At 70.4% G+C, this 18,459-nt stretch carries 15 protein-coding genes; 1 reads left to right on the forward strand and 14 read right to left on the reverse strand.

Going from position 1 to position 18,459, the window contains the following annotated elements; all coding sequences use genetic code 11:
- From RLT58_RS10150 to RLT58_RS10205, 12 genes are all read right to left on the reverse strand, one after another.
- Complete coding sequence (locus RLT58_RS10150) at nucleotides 1-981, reverse strand: ABC transporter permease (protein WP_311310068.1); 981 nt, start codon at nucleotides 979-981, stop codon at nucleotides 1-3.
- The gene (locus tag RLT58_RS10155; protein ID WP_311310069.1) at nucleotides 978-2,039 is read right to left on the reverse strand and encodes an ABC transporter ATP-binding protein; all 1,062 of its coding nucleotides are present in this window, start codon (nucleotides 2,037-2,039) and stop codon (nucleotides 978-980) included. Before RLT58_RS10155 ends, RLT58_RS10150 begins: the two co-directional genes overlap by 4 nt.
- Before the next feature lie 24 nt (nucleotides 2,040-2,063).
- Nucleotides 2,064-3,737, reverse strand: a complete 1,674-nt coding sequence (locus RLT58_RS10160) for an ABC transporter substrate-binding protein (RefSeq protein WP_311310070.1) — start codon at nucleotides 3,735-3,737, stop codon at nucleotides 2,064-2,066.
- A 125-nt stretch (nucleotides 3,738-3,862) separates the two neighbouring features.
- Complete coding sequence (locus RLT58_RS10165; protein WP_311310071.1) at nucleotides 3,863-4,837, reverse strand: LacI family DNA-binding transcriptional regulator; 975 nt, start codon at nucleotides 4,835-4,837, stop codon at nucleotides 3,863-3,865.
- 539 nt (nucleotides 4,838-5,376) lie between these two features.
- Nucleotides 5,377-6,984, reverse strand: a complete 1,608-nt coding sequence (cimA, locus tag RLT58_RS10170) for a citramalate synthase (protein ID WP_311310072.1) — start codon at nucleotides 6,982-6,984, stop codon at nucleotides 5,377-5,379.
- A 277-nt stretch (nucleotides 6,985-7,261) separates the two neighbouring features.
- Nucleotides 7,262-8,593, reverse strand: coding sequence for an MFS transporter (locus RLT58_RS10175; protein ID WP_311310073.1), 1,332 nt, complete (start codon nucleotides 8,591-8,593; stop codon nucleotides 7,262-7,264).
- 97 nt (nucleotides 8,594-8,690) lie between these two features.
- Nucleotides 8,691-9,299 carry a TetR/AcrR family transcriptional regulator gene (locus RLT58_RS10180; RefSeq protein WP_311310074.1) on the reverse strand — a complete coding sequence of 203 codons (609 nt, stop codon included), beginning with the start codon at nucleotides 9,297-9,299 and terminating at the stop codon, nucleotides 8,691-8,693.
- Nucleotides 9,300-9,302: 3 nt separating this feature from the next.
- Entirely contained in the window at nucleotides 9,303-10,304 is a 1,002-nt protein-coding gene (locus RLT58_RS10185) for an agmatine deiminase family protein (protein WP_311314463.1), read from the reverse strand.
- A 44-nt stretch (nucleotides 10,305-10,348) separates the two neighbouring features.
- On the reverse strand, nucleotides 10,349-12,037 hold the full coding sequence (locus RLT58_RS10190) for an urease subunit alpha (protein ID WP_311310075.1): 1,689 nt from the start codon (nucleotides 12,035-12,037) through the stop codon (nucleotides 10,349-10,351).
- Nucleotides 12,034-12,714, reverse strand: a complete 681-nt coding sequence (gene ureA, locus RLT58_RS10195) for an urease subunit gamma (protein WP_311310076.1) — start codon at nucleotides 12,712-12,714, stop codon at nucleotides 12,034-12,036. Before ureA ends, RLT58_RS10190 begins: the two co-directional genes overlap by 4 nt.
- 239 nt (nucleotides 12,715-12,953) lie before the next feature.
- Nucleotides 12,954-14,042 carry a branched-chain amino acid aminotransferase gene (locus RLT58_RS10200; protein ID WP_311310077.1) on the reverse strand — a complete coding sequence of 363 codons (1,089 nt, stop codon included), beginning with the start codon at nucleotides 14,040-14,042 and terminating at the stop codon, nucleotides 12,954-12,956.
- 242 nt (nucleotides 14,043-14,284) lie between these two features.
- Entirely contained in the window at nucleotides 14,285-15,325 is a 1,041-nt protein-coding gene (locus RLT58_RS10205; RefSeq protein WP_311310078.1) for a 3-isopropylmalate dehydrogenase, read from the reverse strand.
- A 130-nt stretch (nucleotides 15,326-15,455) separates the two neighbouring features.
- Between RLT58_RS10205 and RLT58_RS10210 the strand changes: the two genes are divergently transcribed.
- Nucleotides 15,456-17,027 (forward strand): purple acid phosphatase family protein, encoded by a 1,572-nt coding sequence (locus tag RLT58_RS10210; protein WP_311310079.1) that lies wholly within the window; start codon nucleotides 15,456-15,458, stop codon nucleotides 17,025-17,027.
- A gap of 27 nt (nucleotides 17,028-17,054) precedes the next feature.
- Here RLT58_RS10210 and RLT58_RS10215 read toward each other — a convergent pair whose 3' ends face one another.
- The gene (locus RLT58_RS10215; RefSeq protein ID WP_311310080.1) at nucleotides 17,055-17,186 is read right to left on the reverse strand and encodes a hypothetical protein; all 132 of its coding nucleotides are present in this window, start codon (nucleotides 17,184-17,186) and stop codon (nucleotides 17,055-17,057) included.
- Between the two features lie 259 nt (nucleotides 17,187-17,445).
- On the reverse strand, nucleotides 17,446-18,330 hold the full coding sequence (locus tag RLT58_RS10220; RefSeq protein ID WP_311310081.1) for a LysR family transcriptional regulator: 885 nt from the start codon (nucleotides 18,328-18,330) through the stop codon (nucleotides 17,446-17,448).
- Nucleotides 18,331-18,459: the final 129 nt, after the last annotated feature.

The following is an 18,459-nucleotide window of genomic DNA, read 5'->3' on the forward strand; positions in this document are numbered from 1 at the left end:
CTACGCCTCCCTTCGGGTTCGGGGGTCGAGGAGCATGTAGAGCACGTCGGCGAGGAGGTTCGCCGCGAGGACGGAGAGCGTGATGATCAGGAAGACGCCCTGCATGAGGGGGTAGTCCTTGGCTCCCACGCCCTGGAAGAGCTGGTAGCCGATGCCCGGGTAGGAGAAGACCATCTCCACCAGGAGCGTGCCGCCGACGATGAAGCCGAGCGAGAGGGCGAAGCCGGAGATGTTGGGGAGGATCGCGTTGCGGGCCGCGTAGCCGAACATCACCCGGCGCTCGGAGAGCCCCTTGGCCTGGGCGACCATGACGTAGTCCTCGGAGGAGACCGTCACCATCATGTTGCGCATGCCGAGGATCCAGCCGGCCACCGCGCTGAGGACGATCGTGAAGCCGGGCAGCACCCCGTGGTACAGCGCGCTGGAGATGAACGGCCAGTCGAAGGCGGGCACCAGCGAGTTGTCGTAGCCGCCGTCGGCCGGGAAGAGCGGCCACTTCACGGCGAACAGCGAGATCGCGATGAGCCCGAGCCAGAAGTACGGGATGGCGGAGATGAACGTGGTGACGGGCAGCAGGCTGTCCATCCAGGAGCCGCGCCGCCAGCCGGTGAAGACCCCGATGCCGGTGCCGAGCACGAAGCTGATCAGCGTGGTGATACCGACGAGCGCGAGCGTCCACGGCAGCGACTGGGCGATCACCTCGCTCACCGGGGTGGGGAAGAAGGTGAAGGACAGCCCGAGGTCGCCGTGGAAGAGGTGCGACCAGTAGTCGGTGTACTGCTGCCAGAGCGACTGCTTCTTGTCGAGGCCGAACAGGGCCTTGAGCGAGGCGATGGCGTTGGTGTCCAGCTGGCCCTGGAAGCGGGCGATGAGCGACTGGACGGGGTCGCCCGGCATCATGCGCGGGATGAGGAAGTTGATGGTGATGGCGGCCCAGGCCGTGACCAGGTAGAAGGCGAGCCGTTGGAGCAGAAACTTCACTTCGCAGCCTCCTTCTCGTGGTCGTCGGTGGGGGCGGCGCCGGTTCCCTCGTACAGCCAGCAGGCGGCCCACTGGCCGTCGGCCAGGTCGAAGCGCGGCGGCAGCTCGGTGCGGCAGCGCTCCATCGCCTTGGGGCAGCGGGGGTGGAAGCGGCAGCCGGCCGGCGGGGCGATGAGCGACGGCGGCTCGCCGCTGCCGGTCTCCTCCTGCTCCTCCTGGGCGACCACCCGGTCCGGGTCGGGCGCCGAGGCGATCAGCAGCTGGGTGTAGGGGTGGGCGGGGCGCTGGGTGACGGTCTCGCTGTCCCCGCCCTCGACGATCCGGCCCGCGTACATCACCAGCGTGGTGTCCGCGAAGTAGCGGGCGGAGGCGATGTCGTGGGTGATGTAGAGGATCGCGAGGTGGAGGCGGTCCTTGAGGTCCTTGAGCAGGTTCAGGACCCCGAGCCGGATCGAGACGTCCAGCATCGAGACCGGTTCGTCGGCCAGCAGGACCTGGGGGTCGGCGCCGAGCGCGCGGGCGATGGCCACGCGCTGGCGCTGACCGCCCGACAGCTCGTGCGGGAACTTGTCCAGATACTGATGAGGAGGAGTCAGCTGGACACGGTTCAGCAGAGCGGTCAGGTTCTCTTCGAGCTCCGCCTCGCCGCTGCCCGCCCGGCCGTGGATCTTCAGCGACCGGGTGAGGTGGTAGCGCACGGTGTGCACCGGGTTCAGCGAGGCGAACGGGTCCTGGAAGATGAGCTGGACCCGGCGTACGTAACTGCGGAAGGACCGGCCACGTCCGGCCTTCACCGGCTGTCCGCCCAGGTGGATCTCGCCCGAGGTGAGCGGATACAGCTGTGCGAGCAGTCTGGCGACGGTGGACTTCCCGGAGCCCGACTCCCCCACCAGTGCCGTGACGGTGCCGCGCCGCAGTTGCAGCGAGGCGTCGTCGACGGCGTGGACGGTACGGCGCTTGCCCGCGAGGAGATCGCGGCCGGTGCGCCGCACGGCGAAGTGCTTCGTGACTCCGCGTGCTTCGAGCACGACTTGGTTCTTTTCGAACTGTTCAGACATGGCCGGTACCTGGATCCCTGCGTCCTACTTGGCGGGCTTGAGCTTCAGCACGATCGCCAGCGACGAGCGCTGGGTGTGCTGCGGGTCGGCGTACGGGTCGGCCTCGGTGGGCCAGCCCACCCAGTTCTTCGTGGAGTACTCCGCCCCGACGGGCGCGGCCGCGGTCGGGATCATCGGCGCCTGCTCGACCATGATCTTCTGCAGGGTGTTCATCGCCTGGGTGCGCGCGGTGTCCGTGGTGGACTGGGCGAAGTCCTTCAGCGCCTCGGTGGCCTCGGTGCTCTTGAAGCGGCCGAAGTTGCCGGACTGGGAGGGCTTGCCGATGGGCTGGAGCAGCGCGCCGTCCATGATGTTCTGGTACATGTCGTACGGGGTGGCGCCGCTGTTGGTCCAGTGCAGGGTGGCGTCGAAGTTGCCGTTGGCGACGTCCGCGCCCCAGGCGTCGGCGGTCTGCGTCTTGACCTTGGCGTCGATGCCGATCTTCTTGATGTTGTCCTTGATGATCGACAGGCCGGTGATGTAGTCGTTCCAGCCGGCCGGGTCGGTGAAGGTGAGCTTCACCGGCTTGCCGCTCGGGTCCTTGAGGACGCCGCCGCTGAGCGTGAAGCCGGCCTCGTCCAGCACCTTCTTGGCGCCCTCGACGTCGGGCTTGGTGGTGGCGTTCTTGTAGTCGGGGGAGATGAAGGACTCACCGGCCGGCAGCGGGATGCCGGTGGGGTTGGTGATCTCCGGGTAGAGCGTCGCCTCGGCCTGCGTGTAGATCGCGTTGCGGTCGACGACCATCGCCATGGCCTTGCGCAGCGCCGGGTTGTCGAACGGCTTGCGGGTGGTGTTGAACCACAGGCCGTGGATGCCGAGGCCGGAGGGGAACCACAGCTTGTGGTTCTTCGGGTCCTTGGCGATGAACAGCTTCTTGTAGTCCGGCATGAAGACGAACGACCACTCGAGCTTGCCGCTGGCCAGCGCGGTGGTGGCGGCGTTGTTGTCGTTGTACGTGCTGTAGCGCAGCTCCTTGACCTTCGTCGACCCCTTCCAGTAGGTCGGCGTGGCGGTCAGCGTGGTGGTCTGCGGGGTGAAGGTCTTCAGCTTGTACGGACCCGAGCCGACGGGCGTCCGGTTGGGCCAGGTCTCCGGGTTCTTGACCTTCTCCCAGATGTGCTTGGGCACGATGTACTGCTGGATGATCTTGTTCTGGTTGACGTACTGCGAGTCGTCGAAGGTCAGGACGACCTGCTTGCCCTTGACCTCGACACCGCCCCACGCGATGCCGTCGGCGTTGAGCGCCGGGTGCTTCTTCAGCAGGTTGAAGGTGAACGCCACGTCCTCGGCGGTCAGGGGCTTGCCGTCGGCCCACTCGGCCCTGGGGTCGAGGGTGAAGGTGACCTTGGTGAAGTTGAGGTCCCACTTCCAGTCGGTCGCCAGCCACGGGTCGGCCTTCTCGGCGGGCTTGATCTGCCTCACCATCGCCAGCGGCTCGTAGATCATCCAGCGGTAGCCGAGGGTGGCGCCCGCCGAGGTGTTCAGGAACGGGTTGCTGTTGTTGGTCTGCGGTCCATCCGGCTTGCCGATGTTCAGGATGCCGGTGGCGCTGCCGCCGCTCTTGTTGTGGTTCGAGTTGGCGGACGAACAGCCGGCGGCGAGGGCGACCACCGCGGTGGCGAGCGCGGCCGCTCTGAGCGTGTGACGGCGTGCGGACATAACGACTCCAGGAGGGACTGGCGGGTCTGGGAGATCCGGAAACGGGCAGCGCTCGGCGCGCCGGGTACGGGCGGTGCGGGTGCGGTACGGGCGTTACGGGTGCGGTGCGGGCGTGGCCCGCGCCGCTAGGGCGCCGAGTGGCGCACGACCAGTTCGGTGGGCAGCACGACCGGTGCGTCGGGTACCGGCGTGCCCCCCAGGTGGGAGAGCAGCATCCGTGCGGCCGTCTCACCCATCTGCCGGGTGGGCTGGCGCACGGTGGTCAGCGGGGGTTCGGTGTGCTCGGACATCGGGATGTCGTCGAAGCCGACCACCGCGATATCGCCGGGCACCGTCCGTCCCGCGGCGCGCAGCGCCCGCAGCACGCCGGCCGCGGTGATGTCGTTGTGCGCGAAGACCGAGTCGAACTCGACGCCGGTGGCGAGGAGTTGCTCCACGGCCAGCCGGCCGCAGCTCTCGGTGAAGTCTCCGCGCACGACGAGGTCGGTGGGCAGGATCGAGACGAATCCCGCCAGCCGGTCGCGTACGCAGCCGAAGTCCTGGGGTCCGGTGATGACCAGGGGCCTGGTGCGTCCGCCGGCCCGCAGATGACGGGCGGCCGACGCGCCTCCTTCGTGGTTGGTGGTCACGACGGAGGGGAATTCGGGGTGATGGCCGCGATCGTCGATCAGCACGATCGGCAGGCCGTCGCGGTGCAGTGCGGTGAGGTGGTCGAGGGTGTTCTCGGGTTCGACCACGACCAGTCCGTCGAAGGCGCGCGCCGACACCTGGCTGGTGAAGCGCTCCACGGACTCGGCCCCGCGGTTGCAGGTGAACAGCAGCAGCCCGTAGTCGGCGGCCTCGACGGTGTCGACGACGCCCTGAAGCACCTCGCCCATCCACGGCCAGGTCAGCGAGGGCACCAGCATGCCGACCGTGCGGCTGCTGCCGCGGGCCAGTCCTACGGCGCCCGAGCTGGGCACATAGCCGAGCTGTGCGATCACTTCACGAACACGGGCCGCCGTGGAACCGTCCACTTCGCCCTTGGTGTTGATGACCCGTGACACGGTCGTCTTGCTGACGCCGGCCTCACGGGCGACATCAGCGATGGTGACTCGCATCGGGGGCCTCCAGGACACACCGGGACAGAGGGAACGACCGGTGACGGAACCGGTACCGCAACCGGTTCCGGAACCGGTACCGGCGTTGGTGGCGTGAGTTAACCCCGCTGGAACATCGTCGTCAATACTTCACGTCGAGATTGGTCCGTACCCATCTCCGGACGGGCAGGGAAGGCGCTTTCGTTCAAGTCCTGAACGCACTCTGGCCGAAGGTGCCGATACGCGCGGTCCGCCCGCGCGCAGGGCGGCGGGCTCTCGGCCGTACACAATCCGAAGGGTCCGGCCGGGGCGTCGTTCCGTTCGCCGGCTTCCCGGTCGCACATGATCCATGGGGCGGCCGTACGGGCCGCAGCGGCTCCGCGGCGGGGGCAGGGGCATCGCTTTCACAGGCGTCGGGCCACTGCCCGGATGTCACAGGCTCGACGGCACACAAGGCCGGAGCGCGGGTCCTGCTGTACAACTGCAACGGCCCGGCGGCGGACCGGAAAGGGTCCGCTGCCGGGGCGCGCGCCGTGCTGCCCGGTGGGCTCTGCCGCCGGTTACTCGGTCGGCTCGATGCCCGCCCGCAGCAGACCGAAGGTGTACGCGTCCTCCAGGGCCTGCCAGGACGCGGCGATGATGTTCTCGCCGACGCCGACGGTCGACCAGTCCGCGGCGCCGTCACCGGTGGTGATCAGCACGCGGGTGGTGGAGTCGGTGCCCGTACGGCCCTCCAGGATGCGGACCTTGTAGTCCACCAGCTCCAGCTTGGCGAGCTGCGGGTAGATCCGCTCCAGGGCGACGCGCAGCGCCCGGTCCAGGGCGTTGACGGGGCCGTTGCCCTCGGCGGTGGCGACGATGCGCTCGCCCTTGGCCCAGAGCTTCACGGTCGCCTCGTTGGCGTGCGTGCCGTCGGGGCGGTCCTCGACGATGGCGCGCCAGGACTCGGTACGGAAGTAGCGGCGCACCCGGCCCTCGGCCTCGGCGCGCAGCAGGAGTTCGAAGGAGGCGTCGGCCGCCTCGTAGGTGTAGCCCTTGAGTTCGCGCTCCTTGACCCGCTCGACAACCCGGCCGACCAGCTCGCGGTCGCCCCCGAGGTCGATGCCGAGCTCCTCGCTCTTGAGCTCGATGGAGGCGCGGCCTGCCATGTCGGAGACCAGCATCCGCATGCTGTTGCCGACCAGCGCGGGGTCGATGTGCTGGTAGAGGTCCGGGTCGACCTTGATCGCGGAGGCGTGCAGCCCGGCCTTGTGCGCGAAGGCGGAGACGCCCACATAGGGCTGGTGGGTGGAGGGGGTGAGGTTGACGACCTCGGCGATGGCGTGCGAGACGCGGGTCATGTCGGCGAGGGCGCCCTCGGGCAGGACGGTCTTGCCGTACTTGAGCTCCAGCGCGGCGACGACGGGGAAGAGGTTGGCGTTGCCGACCCGCTCGCCGTAGCCGTTGGCGGTGCACTGGACATGGGTGGCGCCCGCGTCGACGGCGGCCAGTGTGTTGGCGACGGCGCAGCCGGTGTCGTCCTGGGCGTGGATGCCGAGCCGGGCGCCGGTGTCGGCGAGGACGGTGGAGACGACCGCCTGGACCTGGGCGGGGAGCATCCCGCCGTTGGTGTCGCAGAGGATGACGACATCGGCGCCGGCCTCGGAGGCGGCCCGTACGACGGACTTGGCGTACTCGGCGTTGGCCCGGTAGCCGTCGAAGAAGTGCTCGCAGTCGACGAAGACCCGGCGGCCCTGCTCGCGCAGGTAGGAGACGGTGTCGCGGACCATCTCCAGGTTCTCCTCCAGGGTGGTGCGCAGGGCCAGCTCCACATGGCGGTCGTGGGACTTGGCGACCAGCGTGATCACCGGGGCTCCCGACTCCAGCAGCGCCTTGACCTGCGGGTCCTGGTCCGCCCTGCCGCCCGCCCTGCGGGTGGCACCGAAGGCGACCAGCTCGGCGTTGCGGAACTCGATCTCCTGCCGGGCGCGCGCGAAGAACTCGGTGTCGCGGGGGTTGGCGCCCGGCCAGCCGCCCTCGATGAAGCCGACGCCGAAGTGGTCCAGGTGCCGGGCGATGGTCAGCTTGTCGGCGACCGTCAGGTTGATGCCTTCACGCTGTGCACCGTCGCGCAGCGTGGTGTCGAAGACATGGAAGCTGTCGTCGGTGGGCTTGGCCTTGGTGGTCATGCTGGTCTGACTCCTGTCGGATGAGTGGATCCGGACGGTCTGGCTCCACTTGCCCCCATCATCCCGCGCGCCTCGTCCCGGCCGTGGTGAGGGCCGGAAAACAAAAAACCCCTCGCGGGTGCGAGAGGTCTGCGCGCGGGTCTGGGGCACGGTGGCCGTGCCGTACGTGGTGGTACGGGACGGTCACTGCGGACCGGCGCGCCTGTTGCCAATAATCATGACGAACGAGGACACGGAGGCAGTCTGGCACAGGACCGCCTCCGTGCCGTGTGCCGTCTCAGGATGCGGTCGTGACCCCGGTAGCCCCGGCCGGCCGCGCGGGCTCCTCACCGCTGAGCGCCGCGACCCGGTTGAGGTCGATGTCGCGGGTCTCGCGCATGGTCAGGTAGACGACCAGCGAGACGGCCGCGCACCCGGCCACGTACCAGTAGAAGCCGGACTCGGCCCCGGCGTTCTTGAACCAGAGCGCCACGTACTCGGCGGTGCCGCCGAACAGGGCGTTGGCGACGGCGTACGAGAGCCCGACGCCCAGGGCACGGATGCCGGTCGGGAAGAGCTCGGCCTTCACACAGGCGTTGATCGACGTGTAGCCGGTGACCACCAGCAGGGCGAGGAGCGCGAGGCCCAGGGCCGGCCAGAAGGTGTCGGCGTGCCGGAGCATGGTCATGATCGGCACGGTCAGGAAGGTCGAGCCGAGCGCGAAGGTGATCAGCAGCGGGCGCCGCCCGATCCGGTCGGAGACCATCCCGGCCAGCGGCTGGATGCACATGAAGACGAACAGCGCGCAGAAGCTGACCAGCGAGGCGGTGGACTTGTCCATGCCGGCGCTCTTGGAGAGGAACTTCGTGAGGTACGTCGTGTACGTGTAGTAGGCGACGGTCCCGCCCATGGTCAGCGCCATCACGAGGAAGGCCTCGCGGCGGTGGAGCCAGAGCACCTTCAGCGTGCCCCGGTCCTGCTGCTCGGCGGCGCCGGACTCCGCGTACACCTCGGTCTCCAGCATGGAGCGCCGCAGGTAGAACACGATGGCGGCCCCGAGCGCGCCGACGACGAACGGGATGCGCCAGCCCCAGCTGTGCAGCGCATCCTCCGACATGTTGCGCTGGAGGACGATCTGCAGGCCGAGGCCGACGAGCTGTCCTGCGGTCATCGAGACGTACTGGAAGCTGGAGGCGAAGCCGCGCTTCTCGGGGGCGGAGGCCTCGGTGAGGTAGGTGGCGCTGGCCGCGTACTCGCCGCCGACGGAGAGCCCCTGGAGCAGCCGGGCCACCATCAGCACGGCGACGCCCCCGTAGCCGGCGACGGCGTAGGTCGGCGCGATCGCGATGAGGATCGCGGAGGCCGACATGAGGGTCACGGTCAGGGTCAGCGCCGCCTTGCGGCCCCTGCGGTCACCGATCCGGCCGAGCAGCCAGCCGCCGACCGGGCGCATGAAGAACCCGACGGCGAAGATGCCCATCGTGTTCATGAGGTTGGCGGTCTCGTTGCCCTCGGGGAAGAACGAGTCCGCGAAGTAGACCGCGAAGGTCGCGTACACGAACCAGTCGAACCACTCGACCATGTTGCCGGCCGAGCCGACCCAGATTTTCTTCCACTGCTCTCGTCCCATGGTCGGCCACCGTGCCGCACCGGCGGGCCGCCCAACAAGGGTGCAGGGCGCAACGATCGCGCGTACTTACGTGCGTTGTGTTCACGGACCGGTGAGGTCAGCCGGGGACGGTCAGCGAGGTGTCGAGGAACTCCCCCACCAGGTCCAGGACTTGGTCCCGGCCGGTGCCGGGCAGGCCCACCGCGACATGGACGCTGAAGCCGTCGAGCAGGGCGCGCAGCCGGGCGGCGAACCGCTCGGCGTCGACCGCGCGCAGCTCCCCGCGCGAGCCGCCCTCGGCGAGCAGTGCCACCAGGTCGCGGTGCCAGGCGCCCTCGATGGCGGCCTGCCTGGCGCGGGCGTCGTCGTCGGCGTCGCGCGAGCGGTTCCAGACCTCCAGCCACAGCGTCCAGTGCGGATCGCCGGGTCCGTCGGGGAGGTAGAGGCCGATGTACGCGTCGAGCCGCTCACGGACCGGGACCGGCAGGGCGAGCAGCCGCCGGCGCTCGGCCCCGAGCCGGTTCTCGCTCCACTCCAGGGTCTGGAGCAGGAGTTCGTCCTTGGTGCGGAAGTAGTAGAGGAGGTGTCCGCTGCTCATGCCGACCTCGCGGCCGAGCGCGGCCATGGTGAGGCCGTCGAGGCCGCGGGCGGCGACGGTCGCCATGACGGCGGCGAGCACGTCCTCACGGGGCGGGGCGGCGGTGCGGCGGCGGGGCGCGGGGGGCACGGTTCAGACCTTCGGCTGCTGCTGGGTGATGCAGTGGATGCCGCCGCCCCCGGCGAAGATGGCGCGGGCGTCGACCAGGGTCACCGTACGGTCGGGGAACAGGCGGCGGAAGATCCCGGCGGCGAGCTCGTCGCGCGGGTCGCCGAAGGCACACAGGACGACGCCGCCGTTGCAGAGGTAGTGGTTGATGTAGGAGTAGTCGACCCACTCCCCGTCGGCGCGCAGCACGGTGGGCGCCGGGACCTCGACGACCTCCAGCGGGCGGCCCTTCGCGTCGGTGGCGGCGCGCAGGATCCTGACGCTCTCGCGGGTGATCTCGTGGTCGGGATGGGCCGGGTCCGGCTGGACATGGGCGACGACGGTACCGGGGCGGGCGAAGGCGGCGACGATGTCGACATGGCCGAGCGTGCCGTACGTGCCGTAGTCGCCGGACAGGCCCCGGGGCAGCCAGATCGCCTTCTCGGTCCCGAGCCGGGCGTGCACCTCCGCTTCGACCTGCTCACGGGTCCAGCCGGGGTTGCGCTCCTTGCCGAGCTGGACGGTCTCGGTGAGCAGGACGGTGCCCTCGCCGTCGACGTGGACCGCGCCGCCCTCGTTGACCAGCGGCGAGGAGTGCACGGGCACCCCCGCGAGTTCGGCGACGGAACGGGCGATGTGCCGGTCGTGCTCCCAGCGGGCCCAGCCCTGGGCGCCCCAGCCGTTGAACGTCCAGTCCACGGCGGCCAGTTCGCGGCCGTCGGTGACGAAGGTGGGGCCGATGTCGCGCATCCAGGCGTCGTCGAGCGGGCGCACCGCCAGCTCGATGTCCGGGCCGAGCAGGGCGCGGGCGCCGTCCTCCTGGCCGGGGCCCACGACCACCGTGACGGGTTCGAAGCGGCGCACGGCGCGGGCGACGGCGGCCCAGGCGCGCCGCGCCCCGTCGAGTTCCGCGTCGGTGGCGAAGGTGGGGTTGGGGCCCGGCCAGGCCATCCAGGTGCGTGCGTGCGGGGCCCACTCGGGCGGCATACGGAAGGTCACTGCGCGTCCTTACGGAAGGTCATGGCGGGCTCCTACAGGAAGTAGAGCCGGTTGAGGGAGACCGAGTCGGCCGGCTCCGAGCTGAGCGGGTCGCCGTCCAGGGTGACGAGCCCGCTGCGGGCGTCCACGTCGACCGCGCCGGTACGGGAGTTGAGGCGCAGGTCGGCGGGGCCGATGCCCCGGGTCCCGCGCACGCCGACGCGCCGGCGGCGGGTGGGCATGCCGTCCGCGCCGAGCTGGGCGGCGGCCTGCGAGACGAAGGCGACCGAGATGTCGGCGGGGGTGGCCCCGTACGCGCCGAACTGCGGCCCGAGGACGAGGGGTTCGCAGGTGTCGGTGGCGGCGTTGGGGTCGCCGGTGACCCCGTAGGCGGGGAAGCCGGACTTGAGCACCAGCTGCGGCTTCGCGCCGAAGAACTCGGGGCGCCAGAGCACGATGTCGGCCATCTTCCCGGTCTCGATGGAGCCGATCTCGTGCGCCAGTCCGTGGGCGATGGCGGGGTTGATGGTGAGCTTGGCGATGTAGCGCAGCACGCGCGCGTTGTCGTCGCCCGGTCCGTCGCCCTCCAGCGGGCCGAGTTCGGCCTTCATCTTCCCGGCCATGGCGAAGGTGCGCCGGACCGTCTCGCCGGCCCGCCCCATGCCCTGGGCGTCGGAGGAGGTGATCCCGATGGCGCCGAGGTCGTGCAGCACGTCCTCGGCGCCCATCGTGCCGGCCCTGATCCGGTCGCGGGCCATGGCGGCGTCGCCGGGCAGATCGGTCTTCAGGTCGTGGACGGAGACGATCATCCCGTAGTGCTCGGCGACCGCGTCCCGGCCGAAGGGCAGGGTCGGGTTGGTGGAGGAGCCGATGACATTCGGCACACCCGCCATCTTCAGGACGTTGGGGACGTGTCCGCCGCCGCAGCCCTCGATGTGGAAGGCGTGGATGGTGCGGCCCTCCAGGACGCTCAGGGTGTCCTCGACCGACAGGCATTCGTTGAGCCCGTCGCTGTGCAGGGCCACCTGGACGTCGTACTCCTCGGCGACGCGCAGGGCGGTGTCCAGGGCCCGGGTGTGCGCCCCCATGTCCTCGTGGACCTTGAAACCGCAGGCCCCGCCCTCGGCGAGCGCCTCGACGAGCGGCGCTCGGTGGGAGGAGGAACCCCGGCCCAGGAAGCCGATGTTGACCGGCCAGGCGTCGAAGGCGTTGAAGGCGTGGCGCAGCGCCCACGGCGAGTTGACGCCGACGCCCCAGACCGGGCCGAACTCCTGGCCGATGACCGTGGTCACCCCGGAGGCGAGCGAGGCCTCCATGATCCGGGGCGAGAGCAGGTGGACATGGGTGTCGACGGCGCCCGCGGTCGCGATGAGCCCCTCGCCGGAGACGATCGAGGTGCCGGTGCCGACGACGACGTCCACCCCGTCCAGGGTGTCCGGGTTCCCGGCCCGGCCGATCGCGTGGATCCGGCCCTCGCGGATGCCGACGGACACCTTGCGGATGCCCTGCACGGCGTCGATGACCAGCACGTTGCTGATCACCACGTCACAGGTCTCCCGGACCGCCGCGGCCTTCAGATGCAGCCCGTCGCGGGCGGTCTTGCCGAATCCGGCGAGGAACTCCTCGCCCGGCTTCTGGGCGTCGGACTCGACGCGGACGGTCAGCCCGGAGTCCCCGAGCCTGACCCGGTCACCGGCGCGCGGTCCGTGCACGGAGGCGTACTCGTACGGATCGATGCTCATCGGCCCGCTCCCAGGTAGCCGCAGGCCGCCGCGCGCCGCAGGGCCTCCTCGCGAGCGCCGGGTGCGTCCAGCGGTCCGTCGACCAGCCCGGCGAACCCGATCGCGACCCGGTCGCCGCCGATGGGCACGAGGCCCACCTCGACCGACTCGCCGGGGCCGAAGCGGACGGAGGAGCCGGCCGGCACGCAGAGCCGCATCCCGTAGGCGGCCGAGCGGTCGAAGTCGAGCCGGGGGTTCGCCTCGAAGAAGTGGAAGTGCGAGGTCACGGAGACCGGCACGGTGGCGGTGTTGCGGACGTCCAGGCGTACGCCCGGCTCCGGCTCCGGGGTGGCCGGGCCGGGGACGACCGCTCCGGGCCCCGCGTCACCGAGTCCGGCGCCCAGCGGCCGGGAGACCACGGCGAGCCGCGACCCGTCGTCGAAGACGGCCTCCACATGGACCTCGGTGACCACGTCCGCGACCCCGGGCAGCACGTCGTCCGGGCCGAGCACACTGCGGGCGGCCTCGATCGCCTCGGCGAGCCGGCGCCCGTCGCGGGCGGCCTCGCAGACAGTGTCCGCGATCAGGGCGGTCGCCTCGGGGACGTTCAGCCGAAGGCCCCGGGCCCGGCGGGCGCGGGCGAGCTCGGCGGCGCCGAAGAGCAGCAGCCGGTCGCGTTCGGTCGGAGTCAGTCGCACGCCGTCACACCTCCTGGTCCTCTACATTTAGAGCAACACTCTAACCAGAGACCATGGAGAAACGGAACCTTGACAGCATCGGTTCGAGCAGCGCTCCAAGCCTGCGGTGCACGAAAGGCCGCGCCCGGAGCCGGGCGCGGCCTGGTGACGCGGTGCGGGGCCTGGGGCGTGCCGTCCGCCCTAGGGCGTGCCGTCAAACTGGCGTCTGCCGGGCGACGACACCAGTTCGACGACACGCCCTAGCCGAGCGGGTGCATCCAGCCGTGCGGGTCCTCGGCGGTGCCGCGCTGGATGTCGAGCAGGCGCTCGCGGAGCCTCAGGGTGACCGGGCCGGGGGTGCCGTCGCCCTGGACCCACTCGCCGCCCGCGCTCTTCACCGTGCCGACCGGGGTGATGACGGCGGCGGTGCCGCAGGCGAAGACCTCGGTGAGGGTGCCGGCCGCCGAGTCGTCGCGCCACTGGTCGATGGAGACGCGGCTCTCCTCGGCCTCGTAGCCGAGGTCCTCGGCGAGCTTGAGCAGCGAGTCACGGGTGATGCCCGCGAGCAGAGAGCCGGTGAGGGTGGGGGTGACGATCTTGTCGCCGTAGACGAAGTAGAGGTTCATCCCGCCCAGTTCCTCGACCCAGCGGTGCTCCACGGCGTCGAGGTAGGCGACCTGGTCGCAGCCCTTCGCGGCGGCCTCGGCCTGGGCGAGGAGGGACGCGGCGTAGTTGCCGCCGGTCTTGGCGTCGCCCATGCCGCCGGGGACGGCGCGCACGCGGTCCTCGGAGAGCCAGATGGAGACCGGCTTCACCCCGCCGGGGAAGTAGGCGCCGGCGGGCGAGGCGATGACGAGGAAGAGGTACTCGTTGGCCGGCCGCACCCCGAGACCGACCTCGGTCGCGATCATGAAGGGGCGCAGGTAGAGCGACTCCTCGCCGCCGTGCGCCGGCACCCACGCCTCGTCCTGCTGGACGAGCGCGTCACAGGCCGCGACGAACGTCTCGACGGGCAGCTCCGGCATGGCGAGCCGGTTGGCGGAGCGGCGGAAGCGCTCGGCGTTGGCCTCGGGGCGGAAGGTGGCGACCGTGCCGTCGGGCTGGCGGTAGGCCTTGAGACCCTCGAAGATCTCCTGGCCGTAGTGCAGCGTCATATTGGCGGGGTCGATCGACAGGGGCGCGTACGGGACGAGCTGGGCGTCGTGCCAGCCGCGGCCCTCGGTCCACTTGATCGTCACCATGTGGTCGGTGAAGTAGCGGCCGAAGCCCGGCTTGGCCAGGATGGCCTCGCGCTCCGCGTCGGACAGCGGGTTCGAGGAGGGCTTGAGCTCGATCGTGGGCGTCGTCATGAGTACGTGTCCTTCACCGGTTTTGTGTGTGGAGGACCGCGTCCACGTCTTTCCCTGTCGGGACAGGTGCCAGGACGTCCGAGCTTCACCGCGTACCACGGTCCCGTTCGATTATCGCCCGACGGGGGCCGTGCACGAAATGACGCGAATGCGGTCCAGGGTTCGATGGTGACACCCGGGGCCGCACAGGAGAAGCCGCCGGGTGCGTGTGCGACCCGGCGGCTTCTGAGGGAGTCGTCGGATCAGCCCGCTACGCGTACCGCGAGCGCGTCGCCGATCTCGTCGGTGCTGCGAGCGGTTCCGTCGCGCTCCGCGAGGTCGGCGGAGACGGCGTCCTCGATGCGCACGGCCTGGGCCTCGTAGCCGAGGTGGCGCAGCAGGAGGGCGACGGAGAGGATCGTGGCGGTCGGGTCGGCCTTGCCCTGGCCCGCGATGTCGGGGGCAGAGCCGTGGACCGGCTCGAACATCGACGGGAAGGCACCCGTCGGGTTGATGTTGCCGGACGCGGCCAGGCCGATGCCGCCGGAGACGGCCGCGGCGAGGTCGGTGAGGATGTCGCCGAAGAGGTTGTCGGTGACGATGACGTCGAAGCGCTCCGGCTGGGTGACGAAGAAGATCGTCGCGGCGTCGACGTGCAGATAGTCGGTGGTGACCTGGGGGTACTCGGCCGCGACCTTGTCGAAGGTGTTCTTCCACAGATGGCCCGCGTACACCAGCACGTTGTTCTTGTGCACCAGGGTCAGCTTCTTGCGCGGGCGGGCGGCGGCGCGCTCGAAGGCGTCCCGGACGACCCGCTCGACACCGAAGGCGGTGTTGAGGCTGACCTCGGTGGCCACCTCGTGCTCCGTGCCGGTGCGCAGCGAACCGCCGTTGCCCGTGTACGGGCCCTCGGTGCCCTCGCGGACGACGACGAAGTCGATGTCGGGGCGCCCGGCCAGCGGGGTCGCGGTGTTCGGGAACAGCTTCGACGGCCGCAGGTTGATGAAGTGGTCGAAGGCGAAGCGCAGCTTGAGCAGCAGCCCGCGCTCCAGGACGCCCGAGGGCACGGAGGGGTCGCCGATCGCGCCGAGCAGGATGGCGTCGTGGCCCTTGAGGGCCTCCAGCTCCGCGTCCGGGAGGGTTTCACCGGTGCGGTGCCAGCGCCGGGCGCCGAGGTCGTACTCCTTGGTCTCCAGCTTCACATCCTGCGGGAGAACAGCGTTGAGGACCTTGAGGCCCTGGGCCACGACCTCCTGGCCGATACCGTCGCCGGGGATCACTGCGAGATTGATGCTGCGAGACATGTCCGGCACCTTACTGCGCGTCCCACCCCATGACACGTCACGTCCACCATACGGACACATGGGGAGTTGTACGTGTACCGTTCACCTACCCGACAGGGTCACGTCAGGCAACGGGTGGAGGTTGTCGCCCATGGACATCCCCCGTTTCGGTATCCCCGAGAAGCTCGCCGACCGCATGAGCATGGCCGAGCAGCACGACTACCTGCGCACCCGGCTGACCCGTCGTGGGGTGCTGCGTACGAGCGTGGCGACCGCGGCCGTGGCCGGCGCAGGGATCGGGACCTCGCTCGCCTCCTCCCCCGCGTACGCGGCGCCGACGGTGCTCGGCTCGCACAGCACCACCCGGGTCGACGGCTCGCTGGTCGCCCCGTTCGGCCGGCACCTGGCCTACGGCGCCGACCCGAAGACGCAGATGGCGGTCTCCTGGCAGGTGCCGTTCGCGGTGCGCCGCCCGTACATCCGGATCGGGCTCAAGCCCTGGGCGCTGAGCCGGAAGATCGACGCCGAGGTCCGCCACCTCACGACGCCGCTGCTGAACGACGGCAAGATCGCGGCGGCCGAGCAGTTCTACGTGCACGCGGCCCTGGAGCGGCTCAAGCCCGGCACCACGTACTACTACGGCGTCGGCCACGACGGCTTCGACCCGGCCGACACCCGCAACCTGGGCACGCTCGGCGCGTTCACCGCCGCCCCCTCGCGCGCCGGGACGTTCACCTTCACCGCCTTCGGCGACCAGGGCGTCAGCTACCACGCGCTCGGCAACGACCAGCTGATCCTGGGCCAGAACCCCGCCTTCCACCTGCACGCGGGCGACATCTGCTACGCCGACCCGTCGGGCTCCGGCCAGAGCAGCGACGCCTACGACGCGCGCACCTGGGACCAGTTCCTGGCACAGACGGAGACGGTCTCCAAGACCGTGCCGTGGATGGTGACGACCGGCAACCACGACATGGAGGCCTGGTACTCGCCCGACGGCTACGGCGGCCAGAACGCCCGCTGGACCCTGCCGGCCAACGGCCCGGACCCGGTCAACCAGCCCGGCGCGTACTCCTTCGTGCACGGCAACGTCGGCGTGATCGCGCTGGACGCCAACGACGTCTCGTACGAGATCCCCGCCAACTTCGGCATCAGCGACGGCAGGCAGACCCGTTGGCTGGACCGGCGCCTCGGTGAGCTGCGGGCGCGCCACGACATCGACTTCCTGGTGGTCTTCTTCCACCACTGCGCCTTCTCCACGACCAACGCGCACGCCTCGGACGGCGGGGTGCGGGACGCCTGGGTGCCGCTCTTCGAGAAGCACCAGGTGGACCTGGTCATCAACGGCCACAACCACGTCTACGAGCGCACCGACGCGATCCTGAGGAACACCGTCAAGCGCAGGGTGCCCATCGGCGAGCGCACCGACCCGACGCGGGACGGCATCGTCTACGTCACGGCGGGCGGCGCGGGCAAGGCGCTGTACGACTTCCCCGCGCCCGACAGCTACGAGGGGCACGTGAAGGACCAGGAGAGCGTGAACACCTACCACGTGGTCAAGGGCGGCGGTAAGGCCACCGAGACCGTGGAGTGGTCGCGGGTGCGCTACACCGGCTTCTCCTTCCTCGCGGTGGAGGTGGAGGCCGGGCGGCACGCCCGGATGAAGGTCACCGCGCTCGCCGAGTCGGGCGAGCGCATCGACCACTTCGAGATCAGCCGCGGCTGAGCGCCGCCGGCCGCCCGAAGGCCCGGTTCAGTGACCGGTGGAGCCGCCGTTGTCCCTGCGGTCGAGTGCGCGCTGCAGGGCGGCGGCGGCAGCCTGCCGCTCCGGCTCGGTCGGGCGGTGGGCGTGACGGACGCGGCGGCGGACAGTGGTCTCGGCCATGATGGATCGACTCCTTGAGATCGCGAGGATTTCGAGATCGAGCACGCGTGAACATGCTGACGAGATCTGGGATTTCGAGGCGCCGGAAGGGGCGGGGAGCAGGCGCCGCAGGGGTTGCCTGCTTCGGGGCACGCGCTCACGACCGCCAGTCGCTTGATCGAGCGAGACGTTCGGCTTCTACAAAGCTAGGGCAGCCGCGCCGGTCTGTCTCCACAATTACTCGGACTTCCTACTATCTGAGACGGAGGTTTACGCGAGCTCACCCGCCGCTCACTCTCAGCTCCCTGATGAGCGCCCGGACGGCGAGCGATCGTGCCAGCTCAGGGGTGGTGACATAGCCCACCGAACGCGTCGGGCGCTCCGGACCGAGAGCGGTGACCGCCACCGTGTCCGGTGCTCCTTCCAGGGAGAGGCCCGGCATGATCGCCATGCCGAGACCGCGGGAGACCATCGAGAGCACCGCTCCGTCGTCCTCGGCCTCCACCGTCGCGGACGGGATCCAGTCCTGGGCCGCCCACCAGTCCCGGGTGTACGAGGTGCAGCTCTCCGCCCAGTCGAGCAGCGGCAGCGTCCGGGGCGCCGGATGACCGGCCGGGTGCACCAGCGCGTACTCCTCCTCCCGCAGCACTCCCCCGACGAGTTCCTTCGGTACGGGCGAACTCGTGCCGATCGTCGCGATGCCGAGGTCGGCGCGCCCGTCCAGGACCTCGCCGGCCGTGCCGCGCCCCACCTCGCGCACCACCCGCACCACCGGCCGGATCCCCGGGTGGCGGGCCCGCAGCCGCTCCAGGGCGGGCGGCAGCAGATGCAGTGCGGCGCTGCGGAAGGCGGCGATCCGCAGCGGCCCGGTCACCGCGCCGGACTCCCCCGGCCCGGCGGCCGCGGCCCGCGCCTCCTCGCCCATCAGCTCCAGCAGCCGCAGGACGCGCCGGGCGTACCCGACCGCGCTCGTGCCCGCCTGCGTGGGCCTGGCACCCGTGCGGCCCCGGTCGAAGAGCACCGCCCCGATCCTGCCCTCGGCGGTACGGACGGCGTGCGAGACGGCCGACTGCGTCATGCCGAGGGCTGCGGCCGCGCCGGAGAAGCTGCCCGCCTCCTCGACCGCGAGGAGGACGCGCAGTTCGTGCGGGGCGAGATCGGTCATCGTGCGTGGATCCCCTCGTTGTATGAAAACTCGACACGTGAAAGCTCGGCACGGGAAAGGTCGATCCATGAACGCCGCTCATGGAAACGGTCTTTCCATCGACGCAACCCGGTGCCGGGCCCGGAGATT

It is taken from the genome of Streptomyces sp. ITFR-16 (assembly GCF_031844705.1).
Taxonomy (GTDB): domain Bacteria; phylum Actinomycetota; class Actinomycetes; order Streptomycetales; family Streptomycetaceae; genus Streptomyces.

Bases quoted from the DNA above. Each gene is read 5' to 3' on its own strand.
- RLT58_RS10155 (WP_311310069.1), bottom strand. From the start codon at position 2,039: ATGTCTGAACAGTTCGAAAAGAACCAAGTCGTGCTCGAAGCACGCGGA.
- RLT58_RS10160 (WP_311310070.1), bottom strand. From the start codon at position 3,737: ATGTCCGCACGCCGTCACACGCTCAGAGCGGCCGCGCTCGCCACCGCG.
- RLT58_RS10165 (WP_311310071.1), bottom strand. From the start codon at position 4,837: ATGCGAGTCACCATCGCTGATGTCGCCCGTGAGGCCGGCGTCAGCAAG.
- cimA (WP_311310072.1), bottom strand. From the start codon at position 6,984: ATGACCACCAAGGCCAAGCCCACCGACGACAGCTTCCATGTCTTCGAC.
- RLT58_RS10175 (WP_311310073.1), bottom strand. From the start codon at position 8,593: ATGGGACGAGAGCAGTGGAAGAAAATCTGGGTCGGCTCGGCCGGCAAC.
- RLT58_RS10185 (WP_311314463.1), bottom strand. From the start codon at position 10,304: ATGCCGCCCGAGTGGGCCCCGCACGCACGCACCTGGATGGCCTGGCCG.
- RLT58_RS10190 (WP_311310075.1), bottom strand. From the start codon at position 12,037: ATGAGCATCGATCCGTACGAGTACGCCTCCGTGCACGGACCGCGCGCC.
- RLT58_RS10200 (WP_311310077.1), bottom strand. From the start codon at position 14,042: ATGACGACGCCCACGATCGAGCTCAAGCCCTCCTCGAACCCGCTGTCC.
- RLT58_RS10205 (WP_311310078.1), bottom strand. From the start codon at position 15,325: ATGTCTCGCAGCATCAATCTCGCAGTGATCCCCGGCGACGGTATCGGC.
- RLT58_RS10210 (WP_311310079.1), top strand. From the start codon at position 15,456: ATGGACATCCCCCGTTTCGGTATCCCCGAGAAGCTCGCCGACCGCATG.
- RLT58_RS10215 (WP_311310080.1), bottom strand. From the start codon at position 17,186: ATGGCCGAGACCACTGTCCGCCGCCGCGTCCGTCACGCCCACCGCCCG.
- RLT58_RS10220 (WP_311310081.1), bottom strand. From the start codon at position 18,330: ATGACCGATCTCGCCCCGCACGAACTGCGCGTCCTCCTCGCGGTCGAG.